Genomic DNA, 15,605 nt, shown 5'->3' with positions numbered 1-15,605 from the left:
CGCTCAGTGCTCCGCGGGAGCGGCCGGCACGAGCGGCTGGCCGATCTCGGCGAGGATCTGCCCGAACCACTCCTGCGAGACGTCGAACGCCTTGCCGCCGGCGATGCGCGGGAACGCGATCGCCTTGAGGCGGTCGCCGTCCTCCTCGTCGTGGCCGATGACGCCGGACTCGCCGCGCAGGGCGCACTCCACCGCGTAGTCGGTCATCGACTTGATGAGGCGCAGGTCCTCGGCGTTGGCGGCCGCGGCACGCGAGAAGTAGCCCGACTTCTGGACCATGACCTTCTCGGCGCCCAGCTTCTCCGCGAACTGCTTGGCGAACCACTGGCCGGGGTTGATCGTGTCGAGCTTGACGTGGCCGAACGGGTCGCGCTCGACCGTCTCGCCGGCCGCCTCGAGCTGGGCCACGATCTCGTGCATGCCCGCACCCTCCGAGAGGAAGATGTTGACGTTGCCGATCTCGTCCATGACGCCGCGCAGGCGCTTGGCCTCGCCCTCGAGGTCGATCTCGAGCTCGGGCAGGAACACCGCGTGCACGTCCCAGCGCTCGCGGGACAGGCCGAGGGCCGGCGCCCACTCCTGGTCGTCGAGCCAGCCGCGGTAGGCCTGCGCAGTGGCGGCGGTCAGCCAGCCGCAGTGGCGGCCCATGACCTCGTGCACGATCAGCATGCGCGGGCCCACGCGGTTCTCGCCGATGACGTTGGCGGCGAACTTCGCGCCCTCCTCGGCGGCGGTCCACGCGCCGAGCGACTGCTTGATCGGCACCACGTCGTTGTCGATCGTCTTCGGCAGGCCCACCACGGTGAGCTCGTAGCCGTTCTCGTGCAGGTACGCGGCCAGGTCGGCGGCGGTCGTGTTCGTGTCGTCGCCACCGATGGTGTGCAGCACGTCCACGCCGTCGGCCTTGAGCTGCTCCGCGGCGACGTGCAGCGGGTCCTGACCCTCCTGGACCAGGCCTCGCTTGACGGCGTCCTTCACGTTGGTCAGCTTCACGCGCGAGTTGCCGATCGGCGAGCCGCCGAACTTGTGCAGGACGTGCGCCTGCTTACGAGCCTCGTCGTCGATCTCGATCTTGTTGCCCGTCAGCAGGCCGTGGTAGCCGTGCAGATAGGCAATGATCTCGATGTCGGGGTCGAGCTCGGTGTAACGCTCGATCAGACCGCCGACCGACGACGACAGGCAGGGCGCGAAGCCGCCGGCGGTCAGCAGGGCCACACGACGAACAGCCATCGGAGGAGCACCTCTCATCAGGGGGATCTCGGGGGCGCCGCCGCCGGCGTCCAGCCCGCGCGGCACCCTTCGTCGTCATCCTACTGAGCGCCGGGGACACCGCTCGGCGCGTCCGGTGACTGAGCACGTCGCCGGACGGAGCCGGCGGCCCGGTTCCGATGCACGACCAGGCCTCGACGCGTGCCCGGACGGCGTGCGAAAATGACCACGAACCTCTCGGTGCCATGATGCCCGAGAGGCTTTTTGTTATGACGAACCCAGCGAGAACGACCCCAGCAGAGACCCCCGCCCGGCTCACCGTCCGCCCGACGACGCCGGCCGACCAACCCGTGCTCGAACGGCTCTGGCTCCTGTTCCGGCACGACATGTCCGAGCGCTCGGGCGCCCTGCCCGACCCGAGCGGCCAGTTCCGGCGCGAGCGCCTGGACGCGGCGTTCACCGAACCAGGATGGCGCGGCGTCGTCGCGCACCTGGAACCCGCGGGCGGCCCCGTCTCCCCCGTCGGGTTCGCGCTGGTGCGGGGCCTGGACGGGCCCACCAGGGTGCTGAGCTCCTTCTTCGTGGTCCGCGGGGTGCGCCGGATCGGCATCGGCCGGGACCTGGCCGCGCAGGTGCTGCGGAGCTTCCCCGGCTCGTGGGAGATCGCGTTCCAGGACGCCAACGCACCCGCGGTGCGGTTCTGGCGCACGGTGGCGACGGACGCCGTCGGCGAGGCCTGGACGGAGGAGCACCGGGCGGTCCCGGGCAGGCCGGACGTCCCGCCGGACACCTGGATCTCGTTCACGACCAGGTAGCGGCGCACAACGGCTTCGGTCGGTTGTCTTGAGCTCGGTCCGTCGTCGGACCGAGCTCAAGGCAACCGACCGAAGTCACGCCCCTGGAGCCGCACCGCTCAGTTGAGCAGGTGCAGGCTCTCCTTGTTCTTGTCCGCGTACAGGCGCTCGACGTCCTGCTCGAAGTCCTTGAGGAACACCGCGCGCTTCACGCTCTGCTTCGGCGTGAGGTAGCCGTTCTCGATCGTCAGGTCGCCCGCGAGCACGGTGTACTTGCGGATCGACTCGGCCTTCGAGACCGCCTTGTTCGCCCGCTGCACGGCACCGTCCAGGGCCGCGAGGACGTCGGGGTCCTTGCGGGCCTCCTCGACGGACATCGCGGGCTTGCCGTGCATCTTGAGCCAGCCCGGCAGACCCTCGGCGTCGAGCGTGAAGAGCGCCCCGATGAACGGCTTGCCGTCGCCCACCACGACGCACTGGCTGACCAGCGCGTGCGCGCGGATGCGGTCCTCCAGCATCGACGGCGCCACGTTCTTGCCGCCCGCGGTGACGATGATCTCCTTCTTGCGGCCGGTGATCGTCAGGAACCCGTCGTCGTCCAGCACGCCCAGGTCGCCGGTGCGGAACCAGCCGTCCTCCGTGAAGGCCTCCGCCGTGGCGGCCTCGTTCTTGTGGTACGCCCGGAAGATGTGGTGGCCCTTGAGCAGGATCTCGCCGTCCCCGGCGATCTTCACGCCGCAGCCGGGGAGCTGCAGGCCGACCGAGCCGATCTTGGTCGCCGTCGGCCGGTTCACGCTGGTCGGGGCCGTGGACTCGGTGAGGCCGTAGCCCTCCAGCACCTTCAGGCCCAGACCGCGGTAGAAGTGCCCGAGGCGCTCACCGAGCGGGCCGCCGCCGGAGACCGCAAACTCCGCGCGCCCGCCGAGCTTGGCGCGCAGCTTGGAGAACACCAGCGCGCTGGCGACCGCGTGCTGCAGCCGCAGGCCCAGCCCCGGGCCAGACGGCGTGTCCAGCGCCCGCGACCAGGCGATGCCCGTCGCCGTGGCCCAGTGGAAGATCTTGGCCTTGCCGCCGGCCGCCGCCGTCTGCTCCGCCGTGTTGTAGACCTTCTCGAACACCCGCGGCACCGCGAGGATGAAGGTCGGCTTGAACTCGCCCAGGGCGTCCACCAGCGTGGTGGTGTTGCCCCAGTGGCCGGTGACGACGCCGCCCGCGACGGCGAGCACGTGGATGTAGCGGGCGAAAACGTGCGCCATCGGGATGAACAGGAGGGTGCGTCCACCCTCCTTGGCGAACACCTCCGGCACGGCCTCGACGGCGTTCACGGCGAGCGACGCGAAGTTGCGGTGCGTCAGCTCGGCGCCCTTCGGGCGACCCGTGGTGCCCGAGGTGTAGATGATCGTGGCCAGGTCGTCCAGGCCGGCGATCGCCCGGCGGCGGGTGATCTCGTCGTCGGGCACGTCCTTGCCCTCGGCCGCGACCGCGTCGAGCGCACCGTCGTCGATGACGAGCACGTCGGTCACGAGCGGGCAGGCGTCGCGCACCTCGGCGACGGTGCCGGCGTTGGCCGTGGTCTCCGCGAAGACCAGCTTGACCTCGGCGTCGGACAGGATCCACTCGACCTGCTCGGCCGAGGACGTCTCGTAGACCGGGACCGGCACGGCGCCCGCGGCCCACGCCGCGAAGTCCAGCACGGCCCACTCGTACCGCGTGCGGCACATGATGCCCACGCGGTCCCCCGGTTCGATGCCGCGGGCAACGAGGCCCTTCGCCACGGCGACGACCTGGGCGTCGAACTCGCCGGCGGTGACGACCCGCCAGGGCTCGCCCTTCCCCGCAGGAACCTCCATCATCGGCTTGCCGGCACCGGCGGCGACCCGCTCAGCGAGAACATCGTTGAGGTTGGAGGTGGGGGGCAGCTCGATGAGGATCGGGCTGAAGATCTCGTCCATTCTGACTCCAGTGGCAGTACTGACCGTGCCTGCAAAGATACCGGGAAACGGACTCCGCGTGTTGCACTCCGCGCGGTCGCTACCCTGGGTGTGCGCACCTTCTCGGTGCAGCCCCCTTTTCGACGGTCCACGCGGCCGTCGCGCAACGAGAGAACGTGAGGACGAATGCACGCCATCGGGGTCGACATCGGCGGCACCAAGATCGCTGTGGGAGTCGTCGACGAGGAGGGCCAGATCCTCGCCCAGGTGCGCCGGGAGACCGACGCCGACGACGTCGCGCACATCGACAGGGCCATCGCGGACGCGTGCAACGAGCTCGTCAAGGAGCACGAGGTCGGCGCGATCGGCCTGGCCGCCGCGGGCTTCGTCAGCCCGGACCGCACGTCCGTGAACTTCGCCCCCAACATCGCCTGGCGGGAGTATCCGCTGGCCGCGAAGGTGGCCGAGCTGGTGGACGCCGACCTGCCGATCGTGGTGGAGAACGACGCCAACGCCGCGGGCTGGGCCGAGTTCCGGTTCGGCGCGGGCCGCGACGCCACCGACATGCTGATGCTCACGGTCGGCACCGGCCTGGGCGGCGCCGTCATCTCCGAGCGCGACCTGGTGCGCGGCAAGTGGGGCATGGCCGCCGAGGTCGGGCACATGCGGGTCGTGCCCGAGGGGCACTACTGCGGGTGCGGTCACGAGGGCTGCTGGGAGCAGTACGCGTCGGGCAGCGCCCTGGAGCGCGACGCCCAGCACGCCGCCGTCGCGCGCGTGGACCAGGCCGGACGCCTGCTGGAGCTCGCCGGGGGCGACCCGGAGAAGATCCGCGGCAGGATGGTGACCGAGGCCGCCCAGGAGGGCGACGAGCTGTCGGTCGAGCTGCTCGCGACCCTCGGCCGCTGGATCGGCGAGGGCTCCGCGTCCGTCGCCGCGCTGCTGGACCCGGAGCTGATCGTGATCGGCGGCGGCGTCGGCGCGGCCGGTGACCTGCTGCTCGGTCCGGTACGCCGCGGCTTCGAGGCGCAGCTGTCCGCCATGGGCCACCGGCCCGTGGCCGCGATCGAGCTCGCCATGCACGGCAACGAGGCGGGCATCGTGGGCGCGGCGGACCTCGCGCGCCGCTGAGATCTCTCTCCCAGAAACGTCAGACGCTCAGATCACCCGGGTGATCTGAGCGTCTGACGTTTCTGGACCATCTAGACGACGGCGCCGGGGCCGTCGTCGTCCGGGTCGCGCTGGTGCGGCATGCGCCAGATCAGCACGCCGAGGCCGGCGACGAACAGGCCCAGCCCGATCTGCCCGGCCAGCGGCGGGATCGAGACGGCGGGTACCGCCGCCGAGACGATCATGCCGATCACCGCGAGCACGGGGATGCCCACCACGAAGCTCCACGCCATCGTCAGCAGCGGGTCGCGGGACAGCAGCGCGGGCGGCTCGGGCGGCGTGAAGTGCGAGTCCGCCTCCTCCAGTGCCTCGGCCTCCGGCGACAGCGGCCAGTCGCGCGGCCCCGAGGGCTGGTCCGGACGCGCCCGCCCCGGCTCGGCACCTGCAGCACCGGCTGCGTCGTCGGCCTCCGTGCCGCTCGTGGTCCAGTCGCCGGCCGCCCAGCCGCCGTCGCTCCAGCCCCCGACCTGACGTCCGCCCGCCCGGTCGGCGCCGGCACCGTCACCACCAGCGGGACCGCGCGCGCCGTCGTCGTCGCTGCCCTCGTCATCGGACCGCGATGTCTGAGAGGATGCGGCGGACTTCTCCGTGCCGCCGGTCTCGCCGTCGGCCCGGGATACGTCCATGTCGCCGAGCGTGGCGACGATGTCGGCCCAGCGCGAGGCCACGTCGTCGTCGCCCAGCTCGCGTGGGGTGTCGCCGGGCACGTCGTCGTCGCGGTCGTCGGTGTTCGATGCGGCCATGGGCACACTCTATTGTCGGACACGGGCCCGCGGGGGCGGGTCTTGAGGAGGAATCTTGTTCTACTGGGTGATGAGGAACGTGCTGGTCGGCCCGCTGCTGCGCCTCGCGTACCAGCCGTGGGTCGTCGGCGCCAGGAACGTGCCGCGCAGCGGCGCCGCCATCGTGGCCAGCAACCACCTCGCGGTGATCGACTCGTTCATCCTGCCGCTGCTGATCAAGCGCCGCGTGACGTTCCTCGGCAAGTCCGACTACTTCACGGGCAAGGGCCTCAAGGGCAAGATCGTGGCCTGGTTCATGACCGGTATCGGCGTCATCCCCGTGGACCGTTCCGGGGGTGCCGCCAGCGAGGCGGCGCTGCGTACCGGCCTGCGCGTGCTGCGCGAGGGCAGCCTGTTCGGCATCTACCCCGAGGGCACCCGCAGCCCCGACGGCCGCCTGTACAAGGCGAAGACGGGCGTGGCGCGGATGGCGCTCGAGTCGGGCGCGCCGGTCATCCCCGTCGCCATGGTCGACACCGACGTCGCCCAGCCGGTGGGCCGCACCGTGCCCGCGTTCATGCCGCTCGGCGCCGTGATCGGCGAGCCTCTGGACTTCAGCCGGTACAAGGGCATGGAGACCGACAAGTTCGTGCTGCGTGCCGTGGCCGACGAGATCGAGTACGCGATCCTGTCGCTGTCCGGCCAGGAGTACGTGGACGCGTACGCGGCCAGCGCCAAGGAACGCGCGGCCCGCGGTGAGCCCGCGATCCCCACGGCCGAGGAGGGCCCCGGCGGCCTCCCCCTGCCGGAGGTCGAGAAGCCGCGGCGCCCGCAACGGTAGTTCGCGCGGCCCGCTGCCGGCCCGCTGCCTAGCGGGCCGGCGCCGCGGTCGAGGCCCGCACCACGAGGCTCGTGGCGAGCTCGGTGCGCAGGGTGTGCCCGCTGGCCGTGCGGGCACGGTGCACGAGGTCGACGGCGGTGGCGCCCATCTCGGTCAGGGGCTGGCGCACCGTGGTCAGCGCGGGGTCGATCCAGGGCGCGATGGGCAGGTCGTCGAAGCCGACGAGCGAGACGTCCCGGGGCACGACGAGGCCCTCCTCGCGCAGTGCGCGCAGCGCCCCGAGCGCGGTGTCGTCGCTGCTGGCGAAGATCGCGGTGGGCGGGTCGTCCAGGCCCATCAGCCGCTGCGCGCCCTCGTACCCCGAGGTGACGCCGTAGGCACCCACGTGGACCAGGTCGTCGTCGGTGGTCAGGCCCGCGCGGATCATGGCGGCGCGGTAGCCCGCGAGCCGCGCGATGGCGTTGTCCTGCTCCAGCGCGCCGGTGATGGTGGCGATGCGCGTGTGGCCGAGCGCCAGCAGGTGCGCCGTGGCCTCCAGCCCGCCCTGGAAGTTGGTGGCGCCGACGCTGAGCATCCCCTCCGGCGGCCGCTGCCGCGGGTCGACGACGACGAGCGGCGTGCCGGTCTGCTCCAGGGCGCGCCGCGCCTCGGCGTCGGGCACCGCGACGATGCTGACCAGTCCGTCGGTGCCGCGCTCCAGCGCGTGCCGTACCCAGGAGCTGCAGTCGTCGGGGTCGGGCTCCACCGCGAGGACGACGTCCAGCCCCAGCCGGCGGGCGCCCGCGACGGCGCCGCGGACCACGGCCTCGGACCAGGTGCCCTCGAAGTCGACGATCCGCACGTCGATCATGCCCGTGGGCTTGGCGGCCGGCGGGCGGACCACGTAGCCGTGCCGCTCCAGCGCCTCGGTGACCCGGGCCCGTGTCTTGCCGGCCACGTCCGGGCGAGTGTTGAGCACCTTGGACACCGTCGGGACCGAGACGCCCGCCTCGGCCGCCACGACGGCGAGCGGGATGTGCGGCTGGTCGGTTGCCATGGGTCCTCCGTCGGACGGTTTCCGAAATCTGTCTCCGAAACCAGGATGGTAGTCCATCGCAGGGCCCGCCTCCGCACCGTTGGGAGACCGGGGCAACTGGCTTACTGTCGCACCACCAGGCTGGTTGACACCGCACGGAGCCCCGTCTAACCTCCCGTGGTCTTTCCGAGATCCGCCTTCGAAATTTCGGAAACAGATCAACAAGGGAGTGATCGTGAACAGGACACCTCGCCTCGCCGCAGCGGCGACGGCGTCGACCCTCACGCTGGCCCTCGCCCTGACCGGGTGCGGCCGCAGCGACGAGGCCGGCACCACGGCAGACAGCGCCAGCAGCATCTCGGACGGCCCCGCCACGGGCACCGTCGAGGTCTGGGCGATGGGCACGGAGGGTGAGCTGCTGCCCGAGCTCGCCGAGCAGTTCGAGGCCGACAACCCCGACGTGACGGTGAACGTGACGCCGGTGCCGTGGGAGTCGTCCACCGAGAAGATCAACACGGCCATCGCCACGGGCGAGGTGCCCGACGTGATGCAGGTCGGCACCACCCTGATGAGCGGGTTCGTGGGACTGGACGGCCTGGCGCCCACGCCGGAGGACATCGACTCCTCGGCGTTCTTCCCGGGTGCCTGGGAGACCACCGAGGTCGACGGCACCTCCTACGGCGTGCCCTGGTACGTCGAGTCGCGCGTGCTGTACTACCGCACCGACCTCGCCGAGGAGGCCGGCGTCGAGGCGCCCGAGGACTGGGCGGGCCTCACCGACTTCGCGGCCGGGCTGCAGGACGCCGGCGCCGAGCACGGCATCGCGCTGCAGACCCGCGGCAACTCGACCGCGCTGATGTACTTCCCGTTCTACTGGCAGGCGGGCGGCGAGATCCTGGACGACGCCGGCGAGTTCACGCTCGACAACGACGCCCAGGTCAAGGCGCTGGAGTACTACTCCTCGTTCATGCGCGACGGGCTCGCCCCGCCGGTGCTCGTCGAGGAGGAGAAGGTGCAGAACTTCGTCGACGGCAAGCTCGGCTCGTTCGTCTCCGGCCCGTGGGAGCGCGCCAACCTGCTGACCACCGCGGGCGACGACTTCGCCGACAAGTTCGGCGTGGTGCCGCTGCCCGCCGACGAGACGACGGCGTCGTTCATCGGCGGCTCCAACCTCGCCGTCCTCGCGGACGCCGCGAACCCGGACTCCGCCTGGAAGTTCGTGCAGTTCGCCACCGACCCGGCCGTCCAGGTCGACTGGTTCGGCATCTCGAACGACCTGCCCGCTGTCCAGTCCTCGTGGGAGGACCCGGCGCTGGCCGACGACGAGGCCGTGGCCATGTACCAGGGCGTGCTGGAGACCGCGCGCTCGACCCCCGCGATCCCCACGTGGTCGGAGATCGAGCACGAGCTCGACCTGATCATCGAGCAGACCATCGCGGGCGACCTGACCCCGGAGGAAGCCGCCGCCAAGATGCAGGAAGCGGCCACCTCGATCGGGACGGGCCTGGACTGACCCGTGGCCATCTCCGCACGCCGCCGCCGCACGGGCCTCGCCGCCTGGGGCTTCGCGCTGCCCTTCACGATCCTGTTCGCCGTGTTCATGCTGGTCCCGGTGGCGTCCTCGCTGTACATGGCGTTCACCGACATGCACGGCGCGGACCTGCGGACGCCCTGGGCCGTGAACTTCGTGGGGTTCGACAACTTCGCGGCCGCGCTGGCCGACCCGAAGTTCCAGCAGGCTGCCGGCAACACGCTCTACTTCGTGGGCGTCGCGATGCCGCTCACGCTCGGTATCGCACTGCTGCTGGCGGTCCTGCTGAACTCGGGCCTGGTCTGGTTCCGGTCCGTGTTCCGCGTGGGTTTCTACGCCCCGGTCGTGACGTCGATCGTCGCGGTGGCGGTCGTGTGGCGGTTCCTCCTGCAGCCCGACTTCGGGATCGTGAACTCGGCCCTCGGCCTGGTCGGGATAGACGGCCCGCGCTGGCTCACCGACGAGGTCTGGGCCATGCCGTCGCTGATCATGATGGCGACCTGGCGCAACGTCGGGTACTCCATGGTGATCCTGCTGGCGGGGCTGCAGGGCATCCCGCGCGACCTGTACGAGGCCTCGGCCATCGACGGCGCGGGTGCCGTGCGGCAGTTCCGGTCCATCACGGTGCCGCTGCTGCGGCCCACCCTGCTGTTCTGCGCCGTGATCACCGGCATCGGCTACCTGCAGTTCTTCGAGGAGCCGTTCGTCATGACGCAGGGCGGGCCCCTCGGGGCCACCAACTCGGTGGCCTACGAGGTCTTCAACCAGTTCGGGTTCGGGAACTACGGCCTCTCCGCCGCGATGAGCTACGTGCTGTTCGTCGCCATCGTGATCCTGTCCTACCTCCAGTTCCGCCTGCTCAGGACGGAGAAGTGATGACTGTCCTCACCGAGCGCTCCAGGACCCCCCGCCCCACCAGGGACCAGCCCTCCGAGGGCCGGCCCGCCGCCCGCCGCTTCACGCCGCGCGCGATCCTCCTCAACGTCGTGCTCGTGCTGGGCCTCGCGGCCTCGTTCGGGCCGCTCGTGTGGATGATCGTCTCCTCGGTCAAGCCGGAGGGTGAGATCCGGCAGTTCCCACCGACGCTGTTCCCCGAGCAGCCCACGTGGGACAACTACACGAAGCTGTTCGCGACGCTCGACTTCCCGCGGTTCTTCGCCAACTCCGTGGTCGTGGCGCTGGCCGTCACCGTCGGGTCCGTGCTGTTCAGCGCCATGGTCGGCTACGCCCTCGCCAAGCTCGACTTCCCCGGCCGCCGCGTGCTGTTCCTGCTGATCATGGGCACGCTCATGGTCCCGGGCATGGTCACCTTCGTGCCGCTGTTCGTGCTCGTGGCCAACCTGGACCTGATCAACACCTATGCCGCGCTGATCCTGCCGTTCCTGGCGGCGCCGTTCGGCGTGTTCCTGATGCGCCAGTTCATGCTCGACATCCCGGACGAGCTGCTCGACGCCGCCCGCGTCGACGGCGCGGGCGAGTTCCGCACGTTCTTCGCCGTCGTGCTGCCGCAGACCAAACCCGCGCTCGCGACGCTCGGCATCCTGACGTTCCTCGGGTCCTGGAACAACTTCCTGTGGCCCCTGGTCGCCGTGCAGTCGGCCGACAAGTACACGCTGCCCGTGGCCCTGGCCCTGTACTCCACCGGCCAGAACACCGTGCAGTACGGCCTGCTGGTGGCGGGCGCGACCGTCATCGTGCTGCCGATCCTCATCGTCTTCCTGGCCCTGCAGCGGCACATCGTGCAGGGCATCTCGACCACCGGGCTCAAGTAGTCCCGCACCACCCAGCCCGTCGTACCAACGAGGAGTTCTTCCGTGACCGAACAGATCACGCTGCCCACCGCACCCACGTTCCTGTGGGGCGCCTCGACCGCCGCGCACCAGATCGAGGGCGGCAACACCAACAGCGACTGGTGGGCCAAGGAGCACGTCGCCGGGTCGCTGTGCGCGGAGAGCTCCGGCGACGCCGTCGACAGCTACCACCGCTACGGCGAGGACATCGCCCTGCTGGCGGCCGCCGGCCTGAACGCGTACCGCTTCTCGATCGAGTGGGCGCGCATCGAGCCGGCCGAGGGCGAGATCTCACGGGCGCAGCTGGCGCACTACCGGCGGATGATCGACACCTGCCTCGAGGCGGGCGTGACGCCGATGGTCACGCTGCTGCACTTCACGCTCCCCCGCTGGTTCGCGGAGCGCGGCGGCTGGTTCGCGCCGGACGCCGTCGACCTGTTCAGCCGGTACGTCGAGACCACCACGGAGATCCTGGGCGACGTCGGCCACGTGGTGACCATCAACGAGCCCAACATCACCTCGATGATGCTCGGCGCGAGCCGCCGCACCAACCTGGACGCCGCCGGGCTCGCCGCACCGGACCAGGCCGCCTCGGAGATCCAGGCCACCGCCCACCGGCGCGCCGTCGACATCCTGCACGGCCTGGGGCACGTCAAGGCCGGCTGGACCATCGCCAACCAGGTGTTCCAGGCGGCTCCCGGCGCCGAGGAGGCCCGCGACGCCTACGCCTACCCGCGCGAGGACTTCTTCCTGGAGGTCGCGCGCGGCGACGACTTCGTGGGCGTGCAGAGCTACCTGCGCACCATCATCGGGACCGACGGCGAGCCCGTCCCGTTCGGCGACGACGTCGAGAAGACGCTGACCGGCTGGGAGTACTACCCGCAGGCGCTCGGCGAGGCGCTGGAGTACACGCACAAGATCACCGGCGGCGTGCCGATGATCGTCACCGAGAACGGTATGGCCACGGCCGACGACTCCCGCCGCATCGACTACACCACCGGGGCGCTGGAGGGCATGGCCGGCGCGATGGCCGCCGGCTGCCAGGTGGACGGCTACCTGCACTGGTCGCTGCTGGACAACTACGAGTGGATGAGCGGGTTCCGGCCCACCTTCGGCCTGATCGCCGTGGACCGGACCACCTTCGTGCGCACGCCCAAGCCGAGCCTCGCGTGGCTCGGCCAGGTCGCGCGCACGGGCTCGCTGGCCCGCTGACGCGTCACGCACCACTGCCCGGTCACCACCGCTGTCCGGTCACCACCACTGCCCAGTCAACCACTGCCCTGTCACGACTACGACGACGTAGGAGACACCTGATGAGCAGGATCCGCACCACGATCGCGACGGCCGCCGTCGCCGCCCTGGCGTTCGCCGCACTGCCGGCGAGCGCCACGGGGGCGCCGTCGGCCCCGGAAGCCGCGCCCCCGGAGACCACGGTCCCGGAGACCACGGTCCAGGAGAGCGAACGGACCACCACTGCCAAGGACCGCCGTCAGCTCCAGGCCTGGGCCGCCGACACCTGGCGCTCCTTCGAGGCCATGGTCGACGAGGAGACGGGCCTGCCCGACGACAACATCGGCGGCGACCTGGACCCGGCCAGCCGCGGCGGGTACACCTCACCGACCAACATCGGCGCCTACCTGTGGAGCACGGTGGTGGCCCGCGACACGGGGCTGATCGACCGCCGCGAGGCCCGCGTGCGCCTGGCGGCCACGCTGGACACCGTGGCCGGGCTGGAGAAGCACGAGCCGAGCGGCATGTTCTACAACTGGTACGACCCGGCCACGGGCGCCAAGCTCCTGACGTTCCCCACGAGCGGCGACCCGGTCAAGCCGTTCCTGTCCAGCGTGGACAACGGGTGGCTCGCGACGGGCCTGCTGCTGACCGCGCGCGCGGAGCCGTCGCTGGCCCGCGCCGCGGACGCCGTCCGCGAGGACATGGACTTCGGCTGCTACTACGACCCGGCGCAGAACCAGATCCGGGGCGGGTTCTGGGACGTCGACCCGCAGGAGACCGCGCCGGTGGCCGGTGACTACTGCGAGATGGGCGCCGACGTCTGGTACACGGGCCACCACTACGGCGCGTTCAACACGGAGCCGCGCATCGCGTCGTACCTGGGCATCGCCGAGGGGCAGATCCCGGCGGAGCACTACTTCGGCACGTACCGGACGTTCCCGGACACGTGCGACTGGTCGTGGACCGAGACGCGGCCGGTCGGCCGGTGGGCCGAGCACCTGGGTGTGCCCGTGTTCGAGGGCGCGCTGCCGTACCGCGGCATGCGGGTGGTGCCGACCTGGGGCGGCAGCATGTTCGAGGCGCTCATGGTGCCGCTGTTCGTGCCCGAGGAGACGTGGGGCCCGCGGTCGTGGGGCCGCAACCACCCGCTGTACGTACAGGGTCAGATCGAGCACGGCCTGCGGGAGGCGGACTACGGGTACTGGGGCTTCTCGCCGTCCAACAACCCGGCCGGTGGGTACCGCGAGTACGGCGTGGACCAGCTCGGGCTGGACGGGCCGGGCTACACCTCCGACCAGGAGCGCACGACGGTCGACCAGCCGTACGAGGGCTGCCGTGAGGGCTCGCCGGCGCCCACGGAGTACGGCGACGGCGTGGTGACGCCGCACGCGTCGTTCCTCGCGCTGCGCTACGCGCCGGGTGCCGCGATGGCCAACCTGCGCAACATCGCCGCGGACTTCGACGCGTACGGCCCGGGCGGCTTCTACGACGCCGTGGCCGTGCGCAGCGGCCAGGTCTCGCAGCGCTACCTCTCCCTGGACCAGGGCATGATCATGGCCGCGCTCGGCAACGAGCTGGCCGACGACGCGATGCGCCGCTATGTCTCCCGCGGGGCCCTGGAGCGCGAGGTGCGCCCGCTGATGGCCATGGAGACCTTCGCCGTAGGGTGGGACAGGTGACCGCCGCCGTGGACCTCGCCCCGCGCCTCGGGCGCACCGTGCTGTACCAGATCTACCCGCAGTCCTTCGCGGACGGCAACGGCGACGGGATCGGCGACCTCGTCGGGATCGCCGAGCGCCTGGACTATCTCGCGTGGCTGGGCGTGGACGCGATCTGGCTCAGCCCGTGCTTCGTCTCGCCGTTCGCCGACGCGGGGTACGACGTCGCCGACTTCCTCACGGTCGCGCCGCGCTACGGCACCAACGAGGACCTGGCGCGGCTGACCGACGAGGCCGGCCGGCGCGGCATCTCCGTGCTGCTCGACCTCGTGGCCGGGCACACGTCGGACCAGCACCCGTGGTTCCGCGCGTCGGCCGACGACCCGGACGACCACCGGTTCGTGTGGAGCGACGTGCCTGCCGAGGGCTTCCAGCCCGGCCCGGGAAAGCGTGGCGGGTACTACAAGCCCAACTTCTTCCCCGTGCAGCCCGCGCTCAACTTCGGGTACGCCCGCACGGACCCGGCCGAGCCGTGGCGGCAGCCCGTCGACGCCCCGGGGCCGCTGGCCAACCGGGCCGCGCTGCGCGAGATCATGGCGCACTGGTTCGGCCTCGGCGTGGCCGGGTTCCGCGTGGACATGGCGGCGTCGCTCGTCAAGGACGACCCCGGCCACGTCGAGACCGGCAGGCTGTGGCACGAGATGCGCGCCTGGCTGGACCGCGAGTGGCCCGGCCGCGTGATCATCAGTGAGTGGGGCGACCCGCGGGTCGCCGTGCCCGCGGGCTTCCACGCCGACTTCTTCCTCCAGTTCGGTGGGGACGACGACGGCCTGCCGCTGCGCTCGCTGTGGAACAACAACGCGGGCACGGTGAGCGAGTCCTGGGATGCGCTGGCGCCGTGGGCGGGGGCGGACGGCGCCGGCGACGCCGCCACGTTCGTGCGGGCCTGGCGGGCCGCGACGGACGCCATCGCGGCGACCGGCCGCGGCGGCGTGGTGGGTCTGCCGACGTCGAACCACGACTTCACGCGGCTGGTGGCGGGCCCGCGCGACGCCGAGCAGGCCCGCGTGGCGCACGTGCTCACGATGACCTGGCCCGCCCTGCCGTCGGTCTACTACGGCGACGAGATCGGCATGCGGTACGTGCCGGGCACGCCCACGCTGGAGGGCTCGCGGCTCGGCCCGGCCTACGACCGGGCCGGCTCGCGCACCCCGATGCAGTGGGGTGACCTGCCCGCGGACCCCTACGGCCCGGGCAGGCCCGCGGACTCGACGTACCTGCCGGAGGACCCCGACCCGGGACGTCCGACGGTCGCCGCCCAGGTGGACGACGACGACTCGCTCCTGCGCCTGGTCCGCGACCTCATCGCGCTGCGGCACGACGACCCGCGCCTGGACGCTGCGGCGCCCGTCGAGGTGCTGGCCACGGGGTATCCCCTGGCATACGTGCGCGGCGGCACGCTGGCCGTGCTGCTCAACCCGGGCAGTGCGGCGGTGCGGTTCCCGCTGGCCGGTGCCGCCGACGGCAGGGCGCTGCTCACCCGGGGCGTGCGGGTGGAGCCGGGCGGTGGAGCACAGCCCGACGTCGTGCACCTGGACGGTTCCGGCTACGCGGTCCTCGACCTCGCGGGCGCGTAGAGCCCGTCCGGTGACGGGCCCTCGTCACCAGCCCCGGTACGCGCACCGGTCCGGTACGCGTACCGGGTTAGCCT

Annotated in this window: 13 protein-coding genes; 9 read left to right on the top strand and 4 right to left on the bottom strand. The window is 71.5% G+C overall.

Annotated elements, in window-relative coordinates; genetic code table 11:
- Positions 1–3: 3 nt before the first annotated feature.
- The gene (locus ACH47X_RS09030; RefSeq protein ID WP_026365499.1) at positions 4–1,230 is read right to left on the bottom strand and encodes a pyrophosphate--fructose-6-phosphate 1-phosphotransferase; all 1,227 of its coding nucleotides are present in this window, start codon (positions 1,228–1,230) and stop codon (positions 4–6) included.
- Between the two features lie 248 nt (positions 1,231–1,478).
- Between ACH47X_RS09030 and ACH47X_RS09025 the strand changes: the two genes are divergently transcribed.
- The gene (locus ACH47X_RS09025; protein WP_397403428.1) at positions 1,479–2,024 is read left to right on the top strand and encodes a GNAT family N-acetyltransferase; all 546 of its coding nucleotides are present in this window, start codon (positions 1,479–1,481) and stop codon (positions 2,022–2,024) included.
- A gap of 98 nt (positions 2,025–2,122) precedes the next feature.
- On the opposite strand, the gene ACH47X_RS09020 is transcribed toward ACH47X_RS09025, so the two are convergent.
- Entirely contained in the window at positions 2,123–3,955 is a 1,833-nt protein-coding gene (locus tag ACH47X_RS09020; protein WP_397403426.1) for an AMP-dependent synthetase/ligase, read from the bottom strand.
- A 165-nt stretch (positions 3,956–4,120) separates the two neighbouring features.
- Between ACH47X_RS09020 and ACH47X_RS09015 the strand changes: the two genes are divergently transcribed.
- Positions 4,121–5,065 carry an ROK family glucokinase gene (locus tag ACH47X_RS09015; protein WP_397403424.1) on the top strand — a complete coding sequence of 315 codons (945 nt, stop codon included), beginning with the start codon at positions 4,121–4,123 and terminating at the stop codon, positions 5,063–5,065.
- Positions 5,066–5,136: 71 nt separating this feature from the next.
- On the opposite strand, the gene ACH47X_RS09010 is transcribed toward ACH47X_RS09015, so the two are convergent.
- Complete coding sequence (locus tag ACH47X_RS09010; protein WP_397403422.1) at positions 5,137–5,847, bottom strand: hypothetical protein; 711 nt, start codon at positions 5,845–5,847, stop codon at positions 5,137–5,139.
- 55 nt (positions 5,848–5,902) lie between these two features.
- Between ACH47X_RS09010 and ACH47X_RS09005 the strand changes: the two genes are divergently transcribed.
- Entirely contained in the window at positions 5,903–6,667 is a 765-nt protein-coding gene (locus ACH47X_RS09005) for a lysophospholipid acyltransferase family protein (RefSeq protein WP_121383843.1), read from the top strand.
- Positions 6,668–6,695: 28 nt separating this feature from the next.
- On the opposite strand, the gene ACH47X_RS09000 is transcribed toward ACH47X_RS09005, so the two are convergent.
- Positions 6,696–7,703: a LacI family DNA-binding transcriptional regulator gene (locus ACH47X_RS09000; protein ID WP_397403420.1), complete on the bottom strand. Its 1,008-nt coding sequence runs from the start codon at positions 7,701–7,703 to the stop codon at positions 6,696–6,698.
- Between the two features lie 214 nt (positions 7,704–7,917).
- Here ACH47X_RS09000 and ACH47X_RS08995 point away from each other — a divergent pair, with 214 nt between their 5' ends.
- From ACH47X_RS08995 to ACH47X_RS08970, 6 genes are all read left to right on the top strand, one after another.
- Entirely contained in the window at positions 7,918–9,195 is a 1,278-nt protein-coding gene (locus ACH47X_RS08995; protein ID WP_245605694.1) for an extracellular solute-binding protein, read from the top strand.
- A 3-nt stretch (positions 9,196–9,198) separates the two neighbouring features.
- Positions 9,199–10,089 carry a carbohydrate ABC transporter permease gene (locus tag ACH47X_RS08990; RefSeq protein WP_020014316.1) on the top strand — a complete coding sequence of 297 codons (891 nt, stop codon included), beginning with the start codon at positions 9,199–9,201 and terminating at the stop codon, positions 10,087–10,089.
- Positions 10,089–10,985: a carbohydrate ABC transporter permease gene (locus tag ACH47X_RS08985; protein WP_397403417.1), complete on the top strand. Its 897-nt coding sequence runs from the start codon at positions 10,089–10,091 to the stop codon at positions 10,983–10,985. The genes ACH47X_RS08990 and ACH47X_RS08985 overlap by 1 nt, the downstream gene beginning before the upstream one ends.
- Before the next feature lie 42 nt (positions 10,986–11,027).
- The gene (locus ACH47X_RS08980; RefSeq protein WP_397403415.1) at positions 11,028–12,215 is read left to right on the top strand and encodes a glycoside hydrolase family 1 protein; all 1,188 of its coding nucleotides are present in this window, start codon (positions 11,028–11,030) and stop codon (positions 12,213–12,215) included.
- Positions 12,216–12,316: 101 nt separating this feature from the next.
- Positions 12,317–13,915, top strand: coding sequence for a glucoamylase family protein (locus ACH47X_RS08975; protein ID WP_397403413.1), 1,599 nt, complete (start codon positions 12,317–12,319; stop codon positions 13,913–13,915).
- On the top strand, positions 13,912–15,531 hold the full coding sequence (locus tag ACH47X_RS08970; RefSeq protein WP_397403411.1) for an alpha-amylase family glycosyl hydrolase: 1,620 nt from the start codon (positions 13,912–13,914) through the stop codon (positions 15,529–15,531). The genes ACH47X_RS08975 and ACH47X_RS08970 overlap by 4 nt, the downstream gene beginning before the upstream one ends.
- The last annotated feature ends 74 nt before the right edge of the window (positions 15,532–15,605 follow it).

Origin of the sequence: Promicromonospora kroppenstedtii (genome assembly GCF_044389675.1) — a bacterium.
Taxonomy (GTDB): domain Bacteria; phylum Actinomycetota; class Actinomycetes; order Actinomycetales; family Cellulomonadaceae; genus Promicromonospora; species Promicromonospora kroppenstedtii.
This window is presented reverse-complemented; position numbering and strand designations above follow the sequence as displayed.